General features: G+C 50.6%; 17 protein-coding genes. 14 read left to right on the top strand and 3 right to left on the bottom strand.

The features are described 5' to 3' along the window. Positions 1-73: 73 nt before the first annotated feature. On the bottom strand, positions 74-889 hold the full coding sequence (locus tag ACO064_RS11580; RefSeq protein ID WP_421827524.1) for a TerC family protein: 816 nt from the start codon (positions 887-889) through the stop codon (positions 74-76). A gap of 897 nt (positions 890-1,786) precedes the next feature. On the opposite strand from ACO064_RS11580, the gene ACO064_RS11575 reads away from it, so the two are divergent. Both ACO064_RS11575 and ACO064_RS11570 read left to right on the top strand, forming a co-directional pair. Beyond that, entirely contained in the window at positions 1,787-4,123 is a 2,337-nt protein-coding gene (locus tag ACO064_RS11575; RefSeq protein ID WP_421827523.1) for a GumC family protein, read from the top strand. A 61-nt stretch (positions 4,124-4,184) separates the two neighbouring features. Continuing rightward, on the top strand, positions 4,185-5,456 hold the full coding sequence (locus tag ACO064_RS11570) for an N-acetyl sugar amidotransferase (RefSeq protein ID WP_421827522.1): 1,272 nt from the start codon (positions 4,185-4,187) through the stop codon (positions 5,454-5,456). A 65-nt stretch (positions 5,457-5,521) separates the two neighbouring features. On the opposite strand, the gene ACO064_RS11565 is transcribed toward ACO064_RS11570, so the two are convergent. Both ACO064_RS11565 and ACO064_RS11560 read right to left on the bottom strand, forming a co-directional pair. Then, on the bottom strand, positions 5,522-5,863 hold the full coding sequence (locus ACO064_RS11565) for a LytTR family DNA-binding domain-containing protein (RefSeq protein WP_421827521.1): 342 nt from the start codon (positions 5,861-5,863) through the stop codon (positions 5,522-5,524). Then, positions 5,860-6,399 (bottom strand): hypothetical protein, encoded by a 540-nt coding sequence (locus tag ACO064_RS11560; RefSeq protein ID WP_421827520.1) that lies wholly within the window; start codon positions 6,397-6,399, stop codon positions 5,860-5,862. The genes ACO064_RS11565 and ACO064_RS11560 overlap by 4 nt, the downstream gene beginning before the upstream one ends. A gap of 369 nt (positions 6,400-6,768) precedes the next feature. Between ACO064_RS11560 and ACO064_RS11555 the strand changes: the two genes are divergently transcribed. From ACO064_RS11555 to ACO064_RS11500, 12 genes are all read left to right on the top strand, one after another. Further along, positions 6,769-9,330 (top strand): T9SS type A sorting domain-containing protein, encoded by a 2,562-nt coding sequence (locus tag ACO064_RS11555; protein WP_421827519.1) that lies wholly within the window; start codon positions 6,769-6,771, stop codon positions 9,328-9,330. A gap of 204 nt (positions 9,331-9,534) precedes the next feature. Then, positions 9,535-10,203 (top strand): 4'-phosphopantetheinyl transferase family protein, encoded by a 669-nt coding sequence (locus ACO064_RS11550; RefSeq protein ID WP_421827518.1) that lies wholly within the window; start codon positions 9,535-9,537, stop codon positions 10,201-10,203. 274 nt (positions 10,204-10,477) lie between these two features. Then, a complete protein-coding gene (locus tag ACO064_RS11545; RefSeq protein WP_421827517.1) occupies positions 10,478-13,738 on the top strand; it encodes a putative Ig domain-containing protein in 3,261 nt (1,086 codons plus the stop codon). 856 nt (positions 13,739-14,594) lie between these two features. Further along, positions 14,595-15,383 carry a polysaccharide biosynthesis/export family protein gene (locus ACO064_RS11540; protein WP_421827516.1) on the top strand — a complete coding sequence of 263 codons (789 nt, stop codon included), beginning with the start codon at positions 14,595-14,597 and terminating at the stop codon, positions 15,381-15,383. Positions 15,384-15,387: 4 nt separating this feature from the next. Continuing rightward, a complete protein-coding gene (locus tag ACO064_RS11535; RefSeq protein ID WP_421827515.1) occupies positions 15,388-17,730 on the top strand; it encodes a GumC family protein in 2,343 nt (780 codons plus the stop codon). A 125-nt stretch (positions 17,731-17,855) separates the two neighbouring features. Then, positions 17,856-18,524: a sugar transferase gene (locus ACO064_RS11530; RefSeq protein ID WP_421827514.1), complete on the top strand. Its 669-nt coding sequence runs from the start codon at positions 17,856-17,858 to the stop codon at positions 18,522-18,524. Between the two features lie 22 nt (positions 18,525-18,546). Next, the gene (locus ACO064_RS11525) at positions 18,547-19,029 is read left to right on the top strand and encodes a UpxY family transcription antiterminator (RefSeq protein ID WP_421827513.1); all 483 of its coding nucleotides are present in this window, start codon (positions 18,547-18,549) and stop codon (positions 19,027-19,029) included. A 182-nt stretch (positions 19,030-19,211) separates the two neighbouring features. Next, complete coding sequence (locus tag ACO064_RS11520) at positions 19,212-20,117, top strand: hypothetical protein (RefSeq protein ID WP_421827512.1); 906 nt, start codon at positions 19,212-19,214, stop codon at positions 20,115-20,117. 55 nt (positions 20,118-20,172) lie between these two features. Next, the gene (locus tag ACO064_RS11515) at positions 20,173-21,717 is read left to right on the top strand and encodes a lipopolysaccharide biosynthesis protein (protein ID WP_421831087.1); all 1,545 of its coding nucleotides are present in this window, start codon (positions 20,173-20,175) and stop codon (positions 21,715-21,717) included. An 82-nt stretch (positions 21,718-21,799) separates the two neighbouring features. Then, entirely contained in the window at positions 21,800-22,888 is a 1,089-nt protein-coding gene (locus ACO064_RS11510) for a glycosyltransferase family 4 protein (protein WP_421827511.1), read from the top strand. Continuing rightward, positions 22,885-24,531, top strand: a complete 1,647-nt coding sequence (locus ACO064_RS11505) for a hypothetical protein (RefSeq protein ID WP_421827510.1) — start codon at positions 22,885-22,887, stop codon at positions 24,529-24,531. Before ACO064_RS11510 ends, ACO064_RS11505 begins: the two co-directional genes overlap by 4 nt. 6 nt (positions 24,532-24,537) lie before the next feature. Further along, positions 24,538-25,587, top strand: coding sequence for a CgeB family protein (locus ACO064_RS11500; RefSeq protein ID WP_421827509.1), 1,050 nt, complete (start codon positions 24,538-24,540; stop codon positions 25,585-25,587).

Here is a 25,587-nt window from a genome sequence, read left to right as displayed (position 1 = left end):
TTTGGAAGATGGTCGATCGTCGGCAGTCTATGGTCTATGGTCAATCGTCGGCGGTTTATGGTCAATCGACCACTCACATTATCCCTTCCCGTTTGGCGCGTTCTTCGTAGCCATGTAGCTGAACCGGTTTTTGTTTCTTGCGCAGGCGCATGTTGAGGAATTCGACCAGCAGCGAAAACGCAATGGCGAAGTAGAGGTATCCTTTCGGCACGGCACCGATTTCGGCATCAAAGAAAACAAACTCGGCCAGGTGGGCTCCTTCGGCAATGAGCATGAATCCGATCATGATCAGGAAGGCCAGGCCCAGCATTTGAATACTCGGGTGTTCATTGACGAATTTGCCGACAGGGCCCGCAAAAAACATCATGATCAGCACGGAGAGGACGACGGCGATAATCATAACCGTCACATTCTGAGTTAGCCCCACCGCCGTCAGAATGGAGTCGATTGAAAAAACGACGTTGATGATGGCAATTTGCGCTACTACGCCGGAGATGCTGGCCTTGACCGGGGAACCTGCGGTTTCTTCCTCCTCATTCGGACTTCCTTCCAGTTTATGATGAATCTCCGAGGTGGCTTTATACAAAAGAAAAAGCCCCCCAATGATCAGAATGACGCTTTGCCCGGTAAAAGCAGCACTTAACCAATGGCTTTCGTAGTGCATAAACGGTTTACTGAGCGAAATCAGTACCGAAATTCCAAACAGGAGCGCGACCCGGAAAATCATGGCCAGTAGCAAGCCGATGTTGCGGGCTTTGGGCTGGTCGGCCGGAGCGAGTTTGTTGGCGGCAATGGAAATAAAAATGATGTTGTCGATTCCTAATACAATTTCCAGAAATGTCAGCGTTAGCAGACTAACCATGTTTTCGGCGGAGAACAATTGATCCATTCGTAGGGAGTTTGATCGTTGGAGAATTGCCCCAAATTACCCGCTTTACGGCAGTTAGACAACATTTTTATCAAAATCGACCCTGAAAAAGGACACAGAATTTTCAAGCTGCAGGCACACTCAGCTACCGTAATTTAGACGGGAAAACAGAAACCGGATCGTGAAGAATTCTGCTCATCTGTTTTGGGGTAGAAATAGTCCGGAATTTGCTGCGGTACGGTTTTAATTGTCGGACAGTTATCCGGAGGGTATTCAGCGTTTTATGGTGCTGTTGTATATGGAGTGTTTTCTTGTAAGACTTTACTTAATTAGTTGTCTTTCTGGTAGTTATAGTGTTATTTAGTGTGCATTTTTTCGGAAATGGGATAAAAGATAGACTCGGCTGGTTACAAGACAGTTATTTTCATATGTATAGGCAAACAAGAATGAATTGGTAAATTATTTCTGCCACCATATAATAAATTTGCCATTTGTATTTTGTAAGATAAAATTTGATTAACGTAGATTTGTAGTGTATAAAATGTGTATTTTGGTTACTATAGAGTAAAATTGGCTTGTTTTTGGCTGAAAGCGACTCTTTAACATTAAAAGATCTGTCTGTTTAATGACGGAAAAATCGGTTCTCAAGGTGCGTCGGGTGGTAAGAGTAAATACTTAGGTATTTATAATGAGCCGGAAAACTTTTTTTGAGTTAATATTGTAAAAAAATGGCGAAAACCATTTTTCGGGTGAATTCTGAAGAAGAAGGAAGTTATGAAATTTCAAAGACTTCCTCCGTATGAATGGCGTCTTATGCATAAACCTCCTCAATACGAACTTCATACTAAACACGTTATAAGCCGTCCTTTGGGATGACGGATCCAATTTTTACTTTTTTCGTTTCTAAGCCGGTTGCTCATGAAGTCATCGAATATGTATAGTTATCCTATGTATCCTCAGGGCGAGATTAACTCCTCGGACGGGCAGGGAACATTGAAGGACTATCTGAAACACTGGAAGTGGTTTTTGATTTCGCTGATCACACTCATCGTGGCCGGTTTCGTTTATATCTGGTTTACCGAGCCTATCTACCGGGTTCAGGCGAGTTTGCTGGTGAAAGATGAGCCGCCAAAGAGCGGGGTTTCGGGCGACGGCATTCTGAAAGACCTGACGACTTATAGCCCGGGAAAGGTCATCGAAAACGAAATTGAAATCCTGAAATCGAGTTCGTTGATGAAAAAGGTGGTCGACTCGCTGGGGTTGAACATCCGCTATTTTCGCAGTACGCCCTTCGGCAAACGGGAAATTTATGAAGAAGCCCCAATCCGGATTGTCCTGACCGATCCAACGCCCAATCTCTACCGGGCTGACCTGGAAATTGGTATCATCAGTCCGACTACGGTGCGACTCAACGATTGGGTCTATCCGGCCAACCAGATCATCAACACGCCTTTCGGACGGTTGCAAATCTTTATCAAGCAGCCCGTGGTGTATGCCAACGAACCACTGGTGGTGCAGGTCATGTCGCCGGCGCAAACCATCCGCTATTACCAGAGTAAACTCACCGTTGCGCCCAGCGGCAAAGAGTCGACGGTGTTGGTGCTGACCATCGAGGATGCCGTTGTGACCAAAGGGGAAGCCATTCTCAATCAGATGATTGCCAATTACAGTTCGGCTTCTACCACCGAAAAAAACCGCGCTGTAGCCAATACCCTGAGCTTTATTCAGACGCGTCTGAAGCTCGTTTCTGCGGAATTGGCTACGCTCGAGAAGTCGATCGAAACCTATAAAGCAGTGAATGGTATTTCGGGCATCGGCTCGGGAGCCCAGTCGCTGCTGAGCAGTTTGCAGAGCAACGATGCCCAACTCAACCGGGTTGCCATTCAACTCAGTACGCTGGGCGATGTGGAAAAATACGTTCGCAGCAAAGGCGAAAACCGGGGTGTGCTGCCGACAACGTTGAAATTCAGCGATCCAACTTTAACCGCCTTGATTGGTAAATTGACAGAACTGGAAACGCAGCGGACGGTGTTGCTTCGAAATTCGCCTGAACCAAGTGCGGTATTACGTTCGCTCGACGACCAGATTTTTGCTACCCGGGCCAGCATCAGCGAAACGCTGGCCACGCTCCGTGGCATCCTGACCAATACACGCAGCCAGTTGCTGGCGGCCAACAAACGACTTGAAGCCCGGATTGGCGTTATACCGGCGAAAGAACGGGCGCTGATGAACATCACCCGGCAGCAGGCCATCAAGAACAACCTGTATAACTACCTGCTTCAGAAACAGGAAGAAACCGCCCTTTCGTTTGCTTCCGTCGCATCCAACAGCCAGGTGATCGATGCTGCCAGCGGGAGCCTCGAACCGGTAAAACCCATCAAGTGGCTGATCCTGTTGTTGTTCGGAACCGTCGGGCTGCTCATTCCCATCGTCGTGATCCGAATCAAACGGTTTTTCAACGAGCGGGTTTCCGGGCGGGCTGAAATCAATCAGGCCACCAAGGCCCCCGTGATCGGGGAGATTGCCTACGTCAGACACGAATTTCCGGTAGTGGTAAATGGCCGGAAACGCTCGGTGGCAGCCGAACAGATTCGGGCCCTGCGGACGAATCTCCAGTTTTTGCGCGAAAATCCGAACGATAGCCAGGTGTTGCTGTTTACGTCCAGCCTGAGCGGAGAAGGCAAGTCATTTCTGTCGCTCAACGTGGCCGTGAGCATGGCCCTGGTGGGTCGTCCAACGCTGATCATGGATATGGATTTGCGTCGGCCCAAATTGCACAAGGCGCTGAACATGCTCAATTTTCGCGGTAGCAGCAGCTACCTGACGGGCGAGGCAACGCTGGACGAAGTGCTGCAGCAGGTACCCGGTTTCGACAATCTGTTCATTATTTCCTGCGGCCCCATTCCGCTCAACCCATCTGAATTGCTCAGCGGCCCGCGCCTGCGCGAACTGGTTGAAGAGGCCCGTACGCGGTTTGACAACATCATTATCGATTCTCCACCGATTGGTCTGGTGACCGATGCCCAGTTGATCGGTCCGTTTGTGGATGTGACGCTCTACGCCATACGCCATAATATTACCAACCGGAGCTATCTCAAACTGGTGGATTTGCTGTATCAGGAGAAGCGGTTTCCTAAACTGAACGTTGTGCTGAATTCCGTCAAAAATAAATACTCGTACGATTACCGGTATTACTACTACCGGAAGTCGGGCAATGACAAGCCCAACCTGTTGCGAAAATATTTGCTGCACTGAAACGGAAGCCCGTCCGCTTTGATACAATGGACGGGTGGATGGACGATCTGAAAAGCCGGGCATGATTACCGTACCAAAAGATTTTCTTGCGAAATGGAAAAACGGACCGTCGGAAAACACCCTGGCGTTTTCCCGGTCGGAGCGCAGACACCGGCACTCGCGGGACCGGAGCGCAGCGGCCGATTCGTTGAAATTCACGAAAGTTGACAATTTCCGGCGCTGTAGCCGGTGTGTACTGGATACGACCGTTTCGGATATCTGGTTCGATGACGCGGGCGTCTGCAAATACTGCTACATCCACGACGAAATGGAGCGGCTCCATCCGTTGAAAAACATGGAGGAGGATTTGCAGCGAATCGTGAAACGGATCAAAAAAGCCGGCCAAAACAAAACCTACGACTGCATTGTGGGCGTGAGTGGCGGCCGAGACAGCATCTACACCCTTTTTCTGGCGCGCAAACTGGGCCTTCGACCTTTGGCGGTTTATTTCGACAACGGCTGGAACACGGAAATCGCCGTTTCGAACATCCGGAAAGCAACCGACCTGTTGCGGGTGGATCTGCATACGGTGTTGGCCGATCTGGAAGAGTTCAAAGATTTGCAGCGGGCTTTTCTCAAAGCATCCGTACCTGACGCCGACATCCCGACGGTTTACGCCATCCATTCCGTATTGTACGAAACGGCCGCCAAACAGGGCATTGGCTACATTCTGCACGGGCACTCGTTCCGGACCGAAGGCACCTCACCCATTAGCTGGACTTACATGGACGGCCGGTATATCAAAAATGTTCACCGGCGGTTTGGCAGCGGGGTCATCCGGAGTTTCAAGGTCATGACGTTGCCCTACCTGCTCTATTACAGTTTCGTAAAACGCATTCGGGAAGTGCGGCTGCTGGAATACATCGATTACAATAAAAATAAAGTGGACGAAATTCTGGCCCACGACCTGGGCTGGGTGTATTACGGCGGATACCACCACAAGAACCTGTATACCAAGTTTTTTCAGTCGTTTCTGTTGCCGAATAAATTCAATATCGATAAACGCAAAACGGAGTTGTCGGCACTGGTTCGTTCCGGGCAGAAAACGCGGGAAGAAGCCATTGCGGAGCTGGAAGCGAGTACTTACCGGTACGACCGGTCGGTGGTGATCTACGCCGTGGCAAAATTGGGGTGGACGCTCGAAGAGTGGGAGCGGGTTTATTACCGCGCTCCCCGGTCACACAAGGATTTCAAAACGTATCTGCCGCTGATCCGGCTGCTGCGTCTGCCGATCTGGGTGGCCTGCAAACTGCGGATTTTGCCCCATATTCTGTATTTGAAGTATGCCAGTTAGAAAAAAAATAGAACCCCGCCGGTTTTCAGACGGACGCGGAACGACGAAGCAATCCGGGATGGGGCTTAGTTATTGGCTGATTTGACGGCTCTGAAGACCTCGGCGATGCGTCGGCGGGCTACCAGCAAAACCGTGCCGTTGGTCAGGGTGAGTTCGACCTGGTAGGTGGAAATCCGGTGCAGGCGGGCAATGTGGGTGGGGTTGACGAGGGCGCCCCGGCTGATGCGGATGAATTCGGGAAGCATTTTTTGCCAGCGAACCAGTGTTCGGGCCGTCATCAGATTGGGGGCATTACTGCGGTGCAACAGGCTGTAATTGCTATTGCCCTCCAACCAGATGAGATCGGAGAGCGACAGGGGTACTTTATATCCTCTTAATACCAGAGAGCCCGCTTGCTGCTGCATCATGAAGAAGTCGTCAATTGGTGGGTGACGTTTTGCAGAAATAAACGAACCCGAACCGCTTCTGTGGTTAATTCACACCGTTCTGCCTGTAAGAAATGATCCAGCATCGTTTTGTCAGTCGCCGTCACAATCCGTTGAATCCGACCACTCTGACGCGCCCACAAACTGTAGCCATAGATGGCATTCGGACATTCGGCCAATACGGCAAAGCCATACGGTGTTGAATCTCCGGACGGCTGGTGCCACAGAACAAACCAGCGTGCCTTTGCCATAATTTGTGATAACGAAAGCCGTTGCTGTTCCCAAACCTGGAAATGATTCAGAAGGTCCTCTAAAGGAATCTCCGTCTCATCCGACCCGGTTGATGGAACAACGCGGTTCGGCGACTCTGCAACTTCAGTTTGAAAGCGGTGGCGTTGAGTAAACCAGAAAGACATTTCAGGTAGTTGATAACTCACTTGCATAGCCACCCTAGTGGATTCCGGAAAATCGCTCAGATGAGTAAAAACTTGTGAGAGTATAAGTTCATGCGTGTTCATCCAATTTCAGTGCCATTTTGTGCGGTTTATAGTTCAATTCATAAAAAATTGTTGAAAAGGTAAATTATTTATGATCCTGTCATCTGAATCCAATACCGTAAAATCACTCCGCTGGAATCAAGGCGATTTGCGCTTATTTGGCACAGTAATTGTCATACCGGGGCCGGTAAAATGAAGGGGACTCCGGTTATATACGCACAGGGTTTTTTGGGTTTTCATCCGTTCGGCCAGCCGGTTGCACGGTGGACGTAGCGTCAAAATCCCGGTTTTAGCAGGGATTTTTTGGTGATTTGTTGATGATTTCGAAGTACTTTTATCTCCGCATTGGGCCGGTTAGCAGGCATGGCAGGTATAAAATTTTACGTAACGATGTACCGATTTCTTTTTTGGCTTTCTGTTCTGCTGGGTAACGTTCTTGGTTCACCAATCGCCAGCGCCCAACCGGTTATATTCAATGCCAGCCCCTCGGCCCAACCCGGCGAAACCGTCGGTCTGCAGGGATCTTTCGGGGCCTCGGCCCGGGCTTATTTCAACAAAGGAACCGCCACAACGCCCACGGCTTTGCCCATTCAGGTGCAGAGTGCCAACCAGCTTACGGTCCAGATTCCCGCCCAAACCGGTCTGGATCTCTACGAAATCTGGGTGGAAGACCAGGGCCAGCGCAGCCCCAGCGTATTCGTCAACCAGGCTTTAGGCCACCATTTCGACTCACCGGAGGTCTATGCCGACGGCACGGTTCGCATCTTTGGCCGGAATCTGAAACTGGCCGGGGCGAATCCCCGCGTTCGTCTGCTGGCGGATGGCTCCAACACCGTTCACGAAGCGTTGGTGAACGCCGATCAGAGCGACGCCTACCAATTGAGTCTGAAACTGCCCGCCAGCCTGCAGGCCGGAGTTGCCTACACGGTTTTGGTCACCAATGGCCTGGGTGGCACCGCCGGTGAAACCCAGATGGATCTTCGGCTGATGGGCATCGCTCCCGGTCAGGATTATTTCCAACTGGGGGTTGGCTGGGCGGCCAAACTGGACTTTTACCGCAACATCTACAACGTCAAAACCGATACGCGCCTGTCTGTGAAAGCGGTGGGCAATGGAGTGGCCAACGACCAGCCCGCTCTGCAGCAGGCCATCAACCGCGTGGCTGCCGACGGGGGCGGGATTGTCTACCTGCCCGCCGGAACCTATAAGCTCCTGACACCCAACTTTGAATACCTGCGGATGCGCAACCGGGTGGTGATTCAGGGAGCGGGGAAGGGGCAGACCATCATCCAGTTTGGCTACGAACCGGGCGTTTCCCACCTGGGCGTCAGTTGGCCGGAAATCACCCGGCAGGCCGGTCTGGCGGATTTGTCGCTGTTGAACATCGACGAGACGGGCAGTGGGCAACTGAGCAGCAGCCGGGGACAGGGCACGGAGATTTTTTTGCAGCGGGTTCGGTTCGATCTCAACCGCAGCGACTGGCTGTGGCTGGCCAACAGCGACAAGCTGGTGATTGCCAACACTGATCTGAGCCAGGGCGTCGACAGCCAGTATGACTACCGGGGGCCTTTGCAATTGAATGGATGCCGCAATTTTGTACTCCGGGATAACACGTTCAACTATGCCGTGGACGGCCTAAACCTGAACGAAACGCAAGACGGGGTTTTTGAGAACAATGTAGTAAACCGCGACGGCTCGGCCCGGTATCCAACCAATACGATCCACCACGTTCTGATCCTGAGTTTTGCCCGGAATGTCGCGATGCTCAACAATGAATTCAAGGTCGTCAACGGCCCGGCCCAGAACGGCAACGATGGCGAAACAATCCTGAGCGAAGGCGGGGGCGCTGACCGCATCGATGAGGATGCCGGAACGGTGAGCGGGGCCACGGCCACGACCTTGCAGGACCAGAGCAAGACCTGGGGAAGCTTTCGACGGCAGCCGGTGGTGGCCATTGTGAGCGGAAAAGGAATGGGGCAATGGCGCCGGATCACCAGCCGGAGCGGCTCGACGCTGCAATTGGACCGGGCCTGGGACGTCATTCCGGAAGCCGGAAGTCACTATGCAATTTTTAACTGGGGAGCCGAAAACTGGTTGGTGTCCAATAACCGTATGCAAGGGAACCGCCGGGGCATCACGCTGTATCACACGGCCACAACGCAGGTGGCGATTGTGAACAACACCCTGCTCAACAGTGGGTCGATCGATTTGACGCCGGTTCAGCAATTGTATAACGGTCGGCAGCAGTTTATTCCGGTCTATAACACCCAGATTGTGGGCAATACGGTTTCGAACACGGATGGATCGAACGGGGTTTTTATCGGTGTCCATGCCGTGCAGCACCGGCAGGAGCGAACCTTCGGTACGTCGGTGGTGGGGCTGGAGGTGCGGGGCAACACGCTGCGGGCGGGCGTTCCCAACATCCCGGCGGTGGTGGATGCCGACTTTCCGGAAGGCTACCTCAATTATTTGGAATACAATCCGGTGACGTTTTATCAGGACGAGCGGATTCCGGCCGTTCTGGGAAGTATCTTCGAAAACAACACGGCCATCAATTGCAACAACGCGCTGTATGTTAACAGCGGTTCGTATAACACGCTGGTTTGCAACCTGAAGCTGGAAAATACCCCCAATGCGATCCGGGACGACCGGCTGGACCGGGTCAGCCATGCTTCGGTGTCGACTTCGTTGTGTCTGATTACCAGCAATGATGAGTCGCAGCTTGTTGTAAAGGTTTATCCCAATCCGGCAACCACCGAACTCCACGTCCAATTGTCGGCGGCCGGGGCGCAACTGAAAATCTATTCATTGGCCGGAGCGCTGTTTATGGATACCCGAACGGCAACCTCCGAAGCAAATCTGGACGTACGGCGTCTTCCCGTCGGCCCCTATGTGTTGCAGGTTCAGCCCGATCAGGGGGGCGTTGTGAGTGAGTGCTTCATAAAATTCTAACAATTTGTTGAGCGTTAAGATTTTGATAATCAATATTTTGTGTTTTTTCAGATAAAAGAATATTAAATTAAAAATGATGAATGCTAAATGTAAAAGTATTTTCTAGTCCGACACTTTTACCTTTAGCATTCATCATTTTTAATTTAATATTCCCTTTCTTCTTTATTTATAAATTGAAGAAAAGTCAAATTCTAAACCGGTTTAATGCGTAGCTGGAACGAAGAACCACGGATATCCATTGCTTCGGCTCCGCTGGGCGATTGCTGGCCGGACGCCCTTTACCGGCATTACCTGCAATCCGTACCAATCGCCTTTCACGCCAAACTGAATGCCTACCGGAACTGGCAGGACCGGCAGCGTTCCCTGATTGGCCGGTTGTTGCTGGCTAAACTTCTGTGTCAGTATGGTTTTCCCGCTGAAACGCTGGAGCGGCTTACCATCGGCCGGTACGGAAAACCGTTTATCGAACCCGGATTTCACTTCAATATTGCCCATTCGGCCGACCGGATTGTTTGCGTGGCCAGCCGGGATATTGCCGTCGGAATAGACATCGAATTGATCCGACCCATTGACTTCTCTGATTTTGAATCGGTGATGTCGCCCGCGCAATGGCAGCGGATCACGGGATCGGAAGAGCCGATCCTTGAATTCTGGCGTCACTGGACTGTCAAAGAAGCCATTGCCAAAGCCGACGGTCGTGGAATCGGACTGCCACTTGCCACTATTTTGATTGAATCAGCCGTTGCCATGCTGGGAGAAAACCGCTGGTATGTGTCTGAACTGGAACAGTGGAAAGGGTATTGCAGTTTTGTTGCGGGTAACCAGCCCATCGAGCCCGGTCTGATTGCTTTTGAAACGTACCAGTTTGGGTAAAAATCAGCCGGTTTTTTCTACAACCGAAGGCCAGATGGTTATCCTTATCAAAATTCTCTCCGGATTACCATTCTCTCTTTTCAACCAGCGGTTCCGCCGGGGTAAATCGTCCGTTCACTTCCTTTTTTGTAAACTGCTGTAAACCGGGTCGAATTGGCACAGATTTAGCGGAAGAATAATGAGCCAATAAAGGCGATGTTAGTTCTGTGACTACACATTGGTGAAGGAGGAATGTGCGGTTGGATACGATGCGTAATCTGTAAAAAATAAAGATATGACCCATCGTTACCTGATATTCTTCCTTTTTATTAGCCTTTGTAGTTTACAAACCGCTACTGCCCAACCCCGCCTTTTCAATGCCAGCCCCTCGGCCCAACCCGGCGAAACCGTCGGTCTGCAAGGCTCTTTCGGAGCGTCGGCTAAAGCATTCTTTCGCAAAGGAACCGCTACAACAACCACGGCTTTGCCCATTCAGGTGCAGAGTGCCAACCAGCTTACGGTTCAGATTCCCGCCCAAACCGGTCTGGATCTCTACGAAATCTGGGTGGAAGACCAGGGACAGCGCAGCCCCAGTGTATTCGTCAACCAGGCTTTAGGCCACCATTTTGACTCACCGGAGGTCTATGCCGACGGCACGGTTCGCATCTTTGGCCGGAATCTGAAACTGGCCGGGGCGAATCCCCGCGTTCGTCTGCTGGCGGATGGCTCCAACACCGTTCACGAAGCGTTGGTGAACGCCGATCAGAGCGACGCCTACCAACTGAGTCTGAAACTGCCCGGGAGCCTGCAGGCCGGAGTCGCCTACACGGTTTTGGTTACCAATGGCCTGGGTGGAGCATCCGGAGAAACCCGCATGGAGTCCAAACTGACCGCCGTTACACCCGGTCAGGACTATTTCCAACTGGGGGTTGGCTGGGCGGCTAAACTGGACTTTTACCGCAACATCTACAACGTCAAAACCGATACGCGCCTGTCTGTGAAAGCGGTGGGCAATGGGGTTGCCAACGACCAGCCCGCTCTGCAGCAGGCCATCGACCGGGCAGCGGCCGATGGGGGCGGTATTGTCTACCTGCCCGCCGGAACCTACAAATTGCTCTATCAACATTTCGAATACCTGCGGATGCGCAACCGGGTGGTGATTCAGGGAGCGGGGAAGGGGCAGACCATCATCCAGTTTGGCTACGAAACCGGCGTTTCCCATTTGGGCGTTCTCTGGCCGGAAATCACCCGGCAGGCCGGTCTGGCGGATTTGTCGCTGCTGAACATCGACGAAACGGGTAGCGAACGGCTGAACAGCAGCCGGGGACAGGGCACGGAGATTTTTTTGCAGCGGGTTCGGTTCGATCTTAAACGCAGCGACTGGCTGTGGCTGGCCAACAGCGACAAGCTGGTGATTGCCAACACTGATCTGAGCCAGGGCATCGACAGCCGTTTTAGCTACCGGGGGCCGCTGCAACTGGACGGATGCAGCAATTTTGTACTTCGGGGAAACACCTTTACGTACGCTGTCGATGGACTCAATCTGGACAAAACCCGCGACGGGGTTTTTGAAAACAACGTAGTCATCCGCGACGGCTCGGCCCGGTATCCAACCAATACGATCCACCACGTTCTGATCATGAACTTTGCGCAGAATGTCGCGGTGCTCAAGAATGAATTCAAGGTCGTCAACGGCCCGGCCCAGAACGGCAGAGACGGCGAAACGATCATCAGTGAGGGTGGAGGGGGCGACCGCATCGATGAGGATGCCGGAACGGTGAGCGGAGCCACGGCCACGACCTTGCAGGACCAGAGCAAAAACTGGGGAAGCTTTCGACGGCAGCCGGTGGTGGCCATTGTGAGCGGAAAAGGGATGGGGCAGTGGCGCCGGATCACCAGCCGGAGCGGCTCGACGCTGCAATTGGACCGGGCCTGGGACGTCATTCCGGGCGCGGGGAGCCGGTATGCGGTTTTCAACTGGGGGGCGCGCAACTGGCTGATTCAGGACAACCGCTTGTCGGGTAATCACCGCGGCATTACGCTATACCACACATCGACAACGCAGGTAGCGATTGTGAACAACACCCTGCTCAACAGCGGGTCGATCGACCTGACGCCGATTCAGCAGCAGTCGGACGGTCGTCAGCAGTTTATGCCGATGTATAACACCCAGATTGTGGGCAACACCGTTTCGAACACGAACGGGGCCAATGGCGTGTTTATTGGCGTCCATCCCGTGCAGCACGCCCAGGAAAAAACCTTCGGTACGTCGGTGGTGGGGCTGGAGGTGCGGGGCAACACGCTGCGGGCGGGCGTTCCCAACATCCCGGCGGTGGTGGATGCGGAATATCCGGAAGGGTACCTCAATTATTTGGAATATCATCCCGTGGCTTTTTATCAGGATGAGCAGGTTCCGGCGATTCTGGGGAGCATTTTCGAGAACAACACGGCCATCAACTGCAACAACGCGCTGTATGTTAACAGCGGTTCCTACAACACACTGGTTTGCAACCTGAAGCTGGAAAATTCAGCGAACGCGATTCGGGACGACCGGTTTGATCGGGTTAGCCACGCTGCGATGGCAACGGTTTTGTGCGTTAAACCCAGCCCGACGCCCACGGCCAATAAACCTCCGCAGCCGCCTTCTCCCACCGTATTGATTGCCCCGCTGACCGCCCAGGTGGGGGTGCCTTTCTCGGGAACACTGGTCGCTTTCACCGACCCCGAAGGCGGAACCCTGACGTATGGATTAAGCGAATTACCGGGCGGATTGAGTACGAATACCGGCAACCGAAGTCTGAGTGCAACGGCGTTCAATCACATTATTACCGGTACGCCGGTCAAAGAAGGAACCTATAAACTGACGTATTCGGCCACCGATGAGCAAGGGGCAATGGGTCAGGTCAGTTTTGATTTGATTGTTAAACCTGCCGACATCGCGCCCGTTGTAACCGGAAATTTTGAAGGCTTTCTGGATAAACTGGAATGCGAAAGCATCCGGGGGTGGGTCTGGGATCGCAACAAACCGAACACACCCTTGACGGTTGAGTTCTACCTTGAAACCGGTTCGCCGGCTGTTACTACGATTTTAGGGCGCACGGAGGCCAACATTTACCGGACAGATTTAAAGACGGCCGGGAAGGGCAACGGGGTTCATGCGTACAACTTTTCACCTCCGGCAGGTTTAAAAAACGGCGCGATGGTTCGGGCCAGGGTGCTGGGCAGCACGTACCTTCTGAAAGGGTCACCCAAAGCCTATCAGTGTGCGAATGCGCGTTTATCAGCCGAAGAAACAACGGATCTCAGGGTGACTGTGCTGGGGAATCCGGTTGTGGGAACTGCACTGGAAATCGAGATTCGGGGTGCCGAAGGCCAGCCGGTTCACTGGCAATTATCGGATGTGCAGGGGCGACTGATCACCCGAAATCGGGTAGAACGGGCTGGTGCCGTTGAGCGGCAGACGGTGTTGATTGCCGGTCAGCCAGCGGGGCTTCTGTGGCTCCGGGTCAGCACCACCGATCAATTCAAAACCGTGCGGGTGCTGAAAGCAGAGTAGGGCAATCTGCCATCCGGTTCGAAGTAATCGCCCGGCTTTCAGTGCAGGCTACAAACAGCCTCGTACTTTCACCTCTTGATCCAAATTATTTTAGATTCAAAATGAAGCGGAACCGGGCGGGATTACCCGGTCTGAAAGTGTGCCTTTTGCCATTCATTGACCCGGCTCCTTCATGCGCCGGAGAAGTTGCATTTTCGCCGGAAAGCCTGCCACGCGCGCCCGGTTTGAATTATCGCACATAAAAATCACCGCCATATAATAAAGTAAGGGAAATTCGATGAATAAAATTCATTGAATTTCTTTGTCTGTTAAATAGGATGGTTATTCAATACAATACAAGGTAGTAAAACATTATTGTACAAGCAAATAAAATGGTTAGAAATACTACATACCTGCGCAGGGTTAGCACAATTTGTAGAAATTATATTCCCGTAAAAACTTGAGTAATGTCTGATTTTTTACCGTTTCCGGAACGGTAGTCGATTCTGCGATCAAAGTCGTTGGTAATTCGTAATTCATGTGTCTGATAAAAGAGATTGCGGAATTACTTAAGGTATTTGCGAAATTAAATTCTATTTTTATTCAATTTATAAGTATTATTTTTGTAATACAGTTGCTTCCATCAGGAACGGTAATAGCATCCAGAGAGTTTACCGTAAGGATCATGCAACCCAATGAGTACCCCGAAACGTCAGGCCGTGTAAATTGTTTTCGTTTTTTGAATTGAGTAATTTTACTTAACTTGCAAAACTTTTTGACAAGGACAATGTCTTGTTAGCGAAGTGGATGAGTTAGTCTGGCAGTAGCAGTCCGGTTATTTGCAGAACCAGTATCATTATTTTATTAAAGTGACGGTATGAATCAATGTAAACTGGGTGTTCGGGGGGGGATTTGGGTGTTGGGCCTGTGTGTTTTTCTGACGAGTTGTGTATCAAGCAGGAAATTGGTGCTGTATCAGAAAAGCGGGAACGATAAAGACACCATTGCGCTTTCTCCCCGGTATGTAGCGACCATCAAAGTAGGCGATGTGTTGTCTGTTCAGGTAAGCAGTTTTAGCCCGGAGGCTACGGCTCTGTTTAATCCCTATACCTCCATCACGGCCATGGCCGGGCAGAGTTCTGCCACAACGCCCATGCCTTATGTGACCGGTTATCTGGTGAGCGAAGAAGGCCAGATCGAATTGCCTTTGATCGGAAAAGTGACCGTTCAGGGGCTCACCAGCAGCCAGGCGGCCAAACAGATCCGGCAGAAATTACTTGATTATCTGAAAGAACCAACGGTGAATGTCAGAAACCAGAGCTTTCAGATTTCCGTCACGGGAGAAGTGGCCCGGCCTTCTCTCTTCACCATTCCCAATGAACGCGTTACGTTGCCTGAAGCCCTGGGGCTGGCGGGCGATATTACCATTTTCGGGCAGCGTACGAACATTCTGGTGATCCGCGAAGAGAACGGGCAACGGACGTTTAACCGCGTTGACTTAACCCGGCGGGATTTGTTTCGCTCGCCATTCTATTACCTGCATCCCAACGATATCGTGTATGTTGAACCCGGTAAGGCCCGAATTGCCAATGCAGACCGGAATTATCAGTTAGTACCCATTATCCTCAGTGCGCTTTCGATCATAGCCATTGTTGTAACGCGTTAATACTATGGTAAATAACTCATATACGCCTTATCAGGCCTATGAAATAGCACCACAGCCCAATCTGCGGGCTACGCTCATGCGGTATTTACGCTTCTGGCCGTGGTTTATGCTTTCCATCGCGATCATGCTCGGAGCGGCTTATGGGTACCTGCTCTATCAACCGCCGGTTTTCCGGGTACACGCGAGTTTGCTGATCAAAGACGAAAAGAAGGGGGGCGTCTCGGCCGAGAACCTGATGAAAGAACTCTCTCTCTTTACTAAAAACGTCAGCGTCGACGACCAGATCGAAATTCTTAAATCCTACACCCTCATGGATCGGGTGGTGAAAAGCCTGGGGCTCGACGTTCAGTATTATCACCTCACCAAAACGTACAACAAGGAAATCTACGGGGAGTCGCCCATCCGGTTACTGGTTGAAAAAGAGCATCCAAGCCTGTTTTCCAGCGAGTTGATGTTTACGTTCGTGGATGAAAAAACATTCCTGTTAAATGGCTACTCTTATCCGTTTAACCAAAATATTAAAACACCCTACGGGTTGCTCCGCGTATTTGCGCTCACGCCTGTTTCGGCCAGCACACCACCCGTGCTGGTGTCGGTGGCAACCCACTCGAGAGCCGTCAACAGCTATCTGAATAAACTGAGCGTTGAACCGGCCGCCAAGGAATCCAACGTGCTGGAGCTTAGCATGGAAGAAACCGTGCCGGACAAAGCGGAAGCGATTCTGAACCAACTGGTCAATGCCTACAGCAAGGAAGCGGTGTTTGATAAAAACAAAGACGCCAACAACATGCTCCACTTCATCGAGGAGCGGCTGAGCCTGATTGCCGGTGAACTCTCGAAAGTAGAACAGGAAGTCGAAACCTATAAATCGACCGAGGGTATTACGGATCTGAGCATTCAGGCCCAGACCTTCCTGATGACCGTCAAGGAAAATGATGCCCAGTTGAATGAAGTAAACATGCGGTTGAGCGGTTTGGCGGACATTGAACGCTACGTGGCCAAACAGATTGGTGACAAAAGTGTGGCCCCCGCCACCATCGGACTGAACGACCCGACCCTGAACGGCTTGCTCACCAAAGTATCGGAACTCGAACTGAAGCGCGATGAAATGTCCCGCATGATGGCCAGCAACAGCCCCATGCTCCAGTCGATCGACAGCCAGATCAGAACCATCAAAGGCAGCATCAACGAAAATATCCGGACGATGCGGCAGCAGTTGACCAGCAGCCGCAACCACCTGCTGGCAAACAACCGGCGGATGGAAGGCATGATCCGGACCGTTCCGGGAAAAGAGCGGACGCTGCTTAACATTACCCGGCAGCAGGTCATTAAAAACGGTCTGTATACCTATCTGCTTCAAAAACGGGAAGAAACCGCCTTGTCGGCCGCTTCGACGGTTTCAGACAGCCGGATTGTAGACGCAGCGCGCACGGACGAAGGGCCGATTGCCCCGGTGAAAAAGTCCATCTTTTTGATCTTCGGCTGCATCGGCCTGGTGTTGCCCATTGGCTTTATTGAGCTGAAATCGGCTCTCAATGACCGGGTGATGCGCCGTTCCGACGTGGAGGAATTCACGCAGGTTCCTATTTTGGGTGAAATTGTGAAGGGCAGTAAAATGTCCAGCGACAACCTGGTTTTCAAACCGAGAATGCGCTCTGTAATTGGAGAGCAGATTCGGGCTTTGCGGACCAATCTGCATTTTTTGAAAGGCGAAGAACAGCGCAGCCAGGTGCTGCTGTTCACTTCCTGCATCAGTGGGGAAGGCAAATCGTTCATTTCCCTCAATCTGGGGGCCAGCCTGGCCATGGTGGAGCGCACGACGGTTATTCTGGAGATGGACCTGCGGAAACCGCAACTGCACAAGAGCCTGCACATGGAAAACCTCGCCGGCATCAGCAATTACCTGCTGGGAGAAGCGACGATCGATGAACTGCTTCAGCCCATCATGGGATACAACAACTACTTCATCATTACGGCGGGGCCACTCCTGTCGAACCCGGCGGAGTTGTTGAGCTCACCCCGTCTGAGTCAGCTTTTTCGCGAGTTGCGGCAACGGTTCGACTACATTCTGGTCGACTCGCCACCCGTTGGACTCGTAACCGACTCGCAGGTAATTGCGCCGTTCGCCGATGTTACCCTGTTTATGATCCGGCACGACCATACACCCAAAAACCACCTCAAAATGGTGGATGCTCTCTACAAAGAACAGCGATTCCAGAATTTGAGTATCGTTTTGAATGCCATTGGAGAAGGCGATTCGCACTACTATAATTATGGCTACGGCGAATATTATGGGGGCTCGGATCCAAACCAGCAGGGTGGCAAAGCAAAACACCGAAAAACCTGACTCAACGGCCTTTTTTAGCAATTAAATCACCAACAGGTGCTGTTGATCGCCTGATACCAAGCTCCGACGGTTTTCCAAACCGTCATTCTCCTGTAACGAACCCGAATTAGACAGTTAAAAGCAATATGCTAAGCCTTAACTCACAATACCAAACCCTTTATGTCTATGCAGAGGAGCGGAACCGACGCAGCGATTTTACATACCGGTATTTTGGAAAGCGTGCCTTCGATATTTGCCTGAGTTTTCTGGTTATCGTGTGTATCCTGATCTGGATGATTCCATTGATTGGCCTGTTGATCAAATTAGGTTCACCCGGTCCCATTCTGTTCATCCAGAAACGTACCGGTTATCGCGGAACTTCTTTCAATTGTTTGAAATTCAGAACGATGACGCACAATCCGGCGGATTCCTTCAAACAGGCAAAACGAAACGATGAGCGGATCACCCCGATCGGGCGGTTTCTGCGGAAAACCAACCTGGACGAAATGCCGCAATTCATCAATGTGCTCATCGGCGACATGAGCATTGTTGGACCCCGACCCCACGCCATTCAGCACAGTGCGCAATTCTGGAATACAATGCCTGAATACCGGAAACGCTACCGCGTGAAACCGGGGATTACCGGACTGGCCCAGATCAATGGGTACCGGGGCGAGATCGACCATGTCATGAAAATGCGCCACCGGGTCAGATATGACCGCTTCTACAACCGGAAAAAGTCCATTCTGTTCGATCTCTGGATTTGCTGGCTGACGGTGAAGGCCATGGTTGGTGAAAATAAAAACGCCTGGTAACGGAATAATCTCTTGCAAGCTTATGTCCTGGTACGTATTGTATACGAAGTCCCGAACCGAAAAGGCGGTGGCCGACAAGTTGAAAGAGCGCGGTATCGAAGTCTATTGTCCGCTGGTTAAAACCAAACGAAAGTGGTCGGATCGAATGAAGACCGTTGAAGAACCACTTTTCCGGTCCTACTGCTTTGTGAATCTGGAAGAACAGCAACGCGCCCAGGTATTCGGCGTACCCGGTATTGTTCGCTACCTGTTCTGGATGAATAAACCGGCCGTGGTTCGGGATTCCGAAATCGAGATCATCCGGCGAATGCTGAAAGAGACCGATAACAACCACATTCAGGTTGAGGCCTTTTCATCATCCGACCGCATCAAAATAAAATCCGGCTGTTTTCAGGATCTGGAAGGCAACGTAATGAACCAGCAGGGGAAAACACTGCAAGTGTTTATCGATTCGCTGCAAATGGTTATAAAAGTCGATTTATCAAGAACGCTGGTTACGGCTTAAAGGCTACGTTTGAGCCCCTGCAATTTCTGACTACCCGAAAGTACGGCAAGTTAGGTCCAACCTGGGACTGAAAGGGCGAAGCCGTATCAAAACCAGCCGATATTTTTTAACTCCGGAACGTTTACGCGAAAAAAAACCGGATAACGGGCGATAAACCACGCTCAAAATCAGTCTGTCAATTCATGAAAAAAAATGCCCTGGCGGCCCTTATCTTTTGCTTCTTTCTCCTGCTGGTGGAGCTGGCTGGTCGCTATTACGGGTTAACCAATTATCCCCTTTACGACGCCAGTACGGAGTATGAGTATTTGCTGAAACCCAATCAGGATGTCAGAATTTACCGGAATCGATTTACCACGAATGAATTTTCAATGCGCAGTGCGCCCGTTGCCAAAACCGATACGCTCGTGGTTTTACTGGTGGGCGACTCGATCATCAACGGCGGTAATTCCATCGATCAGGACAGTCTGGCCAGCACCCTCGTGGAAAAAGAACTGCTTCGTCAATACGGTAAAAAAATACGCGTATTAAACATCAGTGACAAGACCTGGTCGCCCGATAATGTAGTGGCTTATTTAAAGAAATTTGGGGTGTTCGGTGCCGATATGATTTTGATGGTGGCCAATAGTGGCGACGCATTCGACCCGATGACTTTTCAGCCCATTGTAGGCGTAACGTCAACGCATCCGGATAAGAATGACGCATTTGCCTGGCCCAAATTGGTCGTAAAGGCGTGGGCCACCGTAGAAGATCGCTACTTCAGATCCGAAGAACCCGCTGGTAAGGAGGAAAAAATAGCCGAAGAACCCGAAAATCTGGTCAAAGGGTTTGCCGGTTTAGACAGTATTTCCAGGCAGTTAAAAATACCGTTCTTTCTGTATTTACACCGCTCCCAGTCGGAACTGACGAAAAATACGGTCGACCGGGGCGGCCTGGTGATCGAAGCATTCTGCAAAAAAAACCACATCCCGATGCGCATCAACCGCATGGCGTTCGACATGTTCAATGATGAAATTCATTTGAACAGCAAGGGACAAAAAGCATTGGCGAAAGATTTATTGCCCATCATTCAGTCGGAATTAAAACTGTAAAGAAGGTGTGATAAGCGAAGTTTTTGAAGTTAATCCATGATGAGCAACCCCATTTATGTCAACCACTAAACGACTGATTTCAGGTACGGCGGCTTCCTGGGCAAGGATTGGGGTTACTATGCTCACACAGGTGGCTCTTGTTCCCATCTTTCTGAGCTATTGGGACATTCAAACCTACGGGGTATACATTGCCATTCAGGCACTGATCAATGTTTTAAATACGCTGGGGAGAGGCTACAGTGATTATTTACAATTTGAATTTTTGAAATTTGGCACCACCAACCGACCCCAAATTGCTTCCTTGCTTTGGTCCGGAGTCAGTGTCATTCTGATCCTGAGTGTTCTGGAACTCTCTATCTTATATTACATCGCTTTTTACAGCAACATCGAGTTTTTATTCAACGAAAAAAGCGTCACCAATCCGGACTTTAGAAATCAGGTTGGCTGGTCGCTCATGCTGCAATGGGTTACGTGGATAGCCTCCAACATTATCGGGCTGTTTTTTAGAGCATTAAACCCCTTTGGCTACTACCCCCGAATGGAGTGGTGGAACGTGATTTCGTCCATTCTTACCTCACTTATTACGGTGGTCTTTATCATAAACGGTGCCGATTTACTGGGGGTTAACATCGCGGCATCCGTAGGGTCTATGGCGATTATGTTCATTCAATTTCTGGATACCAACAGGCTATTAAAACGGGAAAGCATCCAAATCACGACGGCTTCCGTGCGGATGGGCTTCGAAAAATACGTTACCTCCATTACGTTGTCGGGCCGGTATTTTCTGGAAAATTTCAAACAGCAGGGCGTTCGGCTGTTGCTGTCTCCCATGGTGGGTGCAGCCAGTCTGGCGGCTTTCGTAACGATGCGGACCGGTGCCAATGTGGCCTTGCAGGGGCTCTCTACCATTACGAACCCGTTGATGCCGGAATTGATGCGGTTTCTGCACACCAAGGATCAGGAACGCATGCAGGTCGCTTTCGACAGCATCTGGCTGGTGGTGGTGGCTGTTCTGGCGCCTGCCGTGCTGGTTATTCATGCCATCGCTCCTTTCCTGTTTACGATGTGGACGAAAGGCCAGATCGTCTACGATCCTTATCTGTTCGCGACGCTGTCGTTGAGTGTGCTGGTGTATGGCATCGCCCAACCGGCCACCGCAATCGTCACCGGGAATAACCTGCTCAAATTACAAATGGGTATTTCGCTGGTATCGTCCCTGATCGTTATCGCCGGTATCTTTTTCCTCGTTCCCCAAATCAGCATCGTTGGCGCCGGTATCTCGCTTTTAACCGCCGAAATGGCAGCCGCTGTTGGGTTCCGGTATTACGCCAGGAAATGGCTCCAGTTGCATCACATGCACTGGCCCAACCAATCGTACGGTATCGCAATCCGATCTGTCCTGATAGCGGCTTTTGGCATGATCATGATGAGTGCATTCCCCGACTATTATCTGTTGTATCTGGCCGGATCTTTTGTGGCTTTATGCTGGAATATAAAGAAATACTGGGAGCTGTTTTCGAAGATTGGGGTGGAGAAAACCTTGTTATTATTAAGTCGTCTGCCCGTTATTGGCAAGTACTGTTACAGCAAAACTGCCTAATTCAATCATGAAGGTTACCCAGTTGGCGATCGGAAGGTTTCATCACTTCCACCTCGCAAGACAGTTAGAACGGTTAGGACTGTTGGAAAGAATATACACGGGCTTTCCTAAATTTAAATTAAAAGATGAACAGGGTATCCCGAAGGACAAAGTAAAAACGTTTCCGTGGATTCATACGCCCTACATGAAAAGAGGGTTGATTGGAATTCAGTACTGGGAGTGGTTATCGGAAGAATGGGAATGGATCGATAAACAGGTGATTGATAAATATGTGGCCGGAAAAATTGACCATCCGACCATCCTGATTGCTTTGTCGGGCAACGGGTTACACGCCGGTAAAAAAGCGAAAGACAACGACGGTTATTTCATCTGCGACCGGGGCTCATCCCACATCCGGTTTCAGGATCAAATCCTGCGCGAAGAATACGCCCGCTGGGGATTTACGTTCAGAGGAGTCGACCCGCGGGTGATCGAAAAGGAAGAAATCGAATATGAACAGGCCGACCGGATTACGATTCCTTCTGAGTTCGTAAAGCAGACATTTATCGATCAGGGGGTTCCCGAAAGCAAGCTTTCTAAAATACCGTATGGTGCCCGGCTGGAGCGATTTTATAAAGTGGCCGAACCCGACACGGACAAATTTAAAGTACTCTGGGTGGGCAATGTGTGCCTTCGAAAAGGGTTCATGTATGCCTTACATGCCTTCCAGAACCTCCGGCATCCTAACAAGGAATTTGTCGTTATCGGAACGGTTGAATCGGAAATAAAACAATTGCTGATCGGACAAAACCTGGACCAGGTGTTTTTTTTAGGCCTGATCCCGAACGCTCAACTCCCCCGCATGTATAGCACCGCCAGCGTATTTATCATTCCGAGTTTAGAAGAAGGATTGGCCATGGTGCAGGGAGAAGCCCTGGCGTGTGGTTGTCCGGTTATTGCCAGTGTGAATTCGGGATCGGAAGATTTATTTAAAGACGGTCAGGAAGGCTTTATCGTACCCATTCGGAATCCGGCGATCATGACCGAGAAATTAGCGCAGTTGGCTGATGACCCGGCCTTGCGGGATCGCATGTCGGTGGCAGCCATTGAGTGCGTGAAAAGCATGGGCGGATGGGATCGCTACGGCGAAGGATTTCGGGAAACATTACTAGCCCTGGTCGAAGGAAAATGAGCATGGTAGCCAGTCAGAAACGGCCCCTCGCATCCGCACCGCAGACGCCTGTCCTGCCGGTTCAGCCGCGTTTTATTTTTTTAGGGATCTTCAAACGGTGGATCTGGATTGCGGTTTTTGTGGCCGCGCTGCTGCAAAGTCTGTTTTTCTTTAGTCCTGCCAATCTGTTTGCGGTGGTTTTTGTCCTTTTCGCATGGGGATTAGCCGATAAATTTATTCTGACGGCTTTTAACTTATCAAAATACACGTTTTCAACCGTCATCATCCTGGGTTTTTCACTCACCCAGTATGTTTTGCCGCTGATCTTTACACTGCTCGAAGGAAAGCCGATCACCTATAATCTTAAATTTCCGTACAGCGTTTTTATTCATTCTGTACTGGCACTGGTGGTTTTTATAACGTCCCATCATCTCTATAAAAAATGGCGCGAAGGACTTGCCGGCAGACTGTATTATAAACTGAGTCTGGTTTTAAAGCGGAATTATTTTTTTGCAACCCCTTCCGATCTCCAAATCTGGATTATTGGCTTTGTGGGCTTAGGCGGCATGGCCGTTACCTACCTCAGTGGAAGCCATTTTGATGGAACCGCCGAAGAAAGAGGAACGGTGGCGAAATTTTTCCAAGGGTTGGTACCCTATGCCTATACACCCTTATTTCTGTTATTAAGACCTTTATTTTCGTTAAAAAGACCGCCTTTCGTTAAACCGCCGACTCTTAAAGTCCTGATTTTTGCTTCCATGCTGCTGTTTGTCGGGATGGGCGGAAACAGTCGGGGGCTTTTTATGACCGGCATCAGTGCCGTCGGAATTGCCTATCTGATCGGCCTCCTGTTAGGCAAATTCGATCACAATATCTTCAATTTTAAAAATACCCTCCTGGCCGGTTTAGGTCTCTGGATTATAACCGGTCCGCTCGCAGATTTGGGTACGTCCATGGTGATTGTCAGGGCGCAGAGAAGCAACCTGACCAGTACGGAACTGGTGCTGAAAACGCTTGAGGTTTTGCAGAATAAAAAAGCCATTAAGCAGTTCAGGGCCATGAACACAGTGATTGAAGTTCGGGATTGGGATGAGACCTATTTTGATAACATCTTTTTGTCCCGGTTTTGCAACCTGAAATACAACGATGCCAGCCTTGAACTGGCGTATAAAATGGGCAAGCCGAACGACGACATGCTCAGTTATTCCATCGATAAATTCTGGGCCATTTTGCCGTTACCGGTTCTGAATTTTCTCCACATTAAAGTGGATAAACTCACGGTCAATGCCTCCTCCTATGGGGATTATTTGTACGATCGGTCGGGCGGTAAAGGAGGATTGGGCGGTTTTCGAACAGGCCATTTTGCCGGTACCGGTATGGCGACTTTTGGATGGTGGTATCTCTTGTTAATGGCCGTTGGCATCATTCCCCTGTTTTTATTGGTCGACTTATTTGTGATGTATTACCAGCAGGGGGCCGTGATGACGACCTGTTTAAGTCTGGCCGGACTCATTCAGATGAACTTCTTCTTTACCTTATTTTCGGTTTCCAATTTTTCGGAAAGCGTCGTTAATATTTATTCTTTTTTAATGCGGGGCTGGATACAGGATGCCCTTCTCTACTGGTTTATCCTGTTGGTTCTTCGCAAGTTCCGTCTTTTTTAAGGTCGTATGACGATTGTATACATTGGTGACGACAACCCGTCTTCTACCTCCTTTCACCGGTTTCTGGCGCTGAAAAGATTGGGGCATCTGGTAACGGTTTATAATCCGCAGGAGGCATGTAAAGAGCAGTTGCAGGGGTTTTTAGGTTCTAAAGTGCATTTTCGGACCGGCTACCAGTTTCTGCAAAACCGGATTCAAAAATGGCTGTCGACGGTACTCGAAAAACAAAAAACCGTTGATTTAATCTGGGTAGATAGTGGGGAGTTGATCGGTAAATCGGCGCTGGAAAAATTAAAAACTGCTGGCGCTCCGGTGGTTCTCTACAACGTCGATGATCCGACGGGAAAACGGGACGGCGGCCGGTTTAAATCCCTGCTTAAAGCGCTGCCTTTTTATGATCTCGTTGTCGTGGTGCGCACCGAATCCGAAAAAGAATGCCGTGAACTCGGCGCGTCCAACGTCTTGCTGGTCTACCGGAGTTACGACGAAGAAGCCCATAAACCGTATGATACGCTGGAAGAAATTCCGACGCAATTCCGCTCGGAAATCGCTTTCATCGGCACCTGGATGCGGTATGAAAAAAGAGACGATTTTTTGTTGAAATTGATCCAGAACGGTTTGCCGGTGGCGATCTGGGGCGACCGCTGGCAGAAATCACCGCACTGGAATGCGCTAAAAGCGCACTATCGGGGTGGAGCCCTGGGCGGTCGGGATTACGTGGCCGCCATTCAGGGGGCAAAGCTCTGCATCGGGATGCTCTCGAAAGGAAACCGGGATCTGCACACCCAGCGTTCGCTCGAAATCCCGTACATCGGTGGTTTGTTCTGCGCTGAACGCACTTCCGAACACACGGAAATGTACCGGGAAAATGAAGAAGCGGTTTTCTGGAACGATGTGGACGAATGCATCCTGATTTGCCGGGATCTGCTGGGGAATGAATCCAAAAGAGAATCGATACGCCGGGCCGGTATGCGGAGAGTCCGGGAGAATAAGGTGGGCAACGAAGACATCTGCACCCGAATCATCGAGGAGTTAAAACACCATCTGGTCATCTAA

This window comes from Larkinella sp. (genome assembly GCF_965227735.1).
Taxonomy (GTDB): Bacteria; Bacteroidota; Bacteroidia; order Cytophagales; family Spirosomataceae; genus Larkinella.
This window is presented reverse-complemented; position numbering and strand designations above follow the sequence as displayed.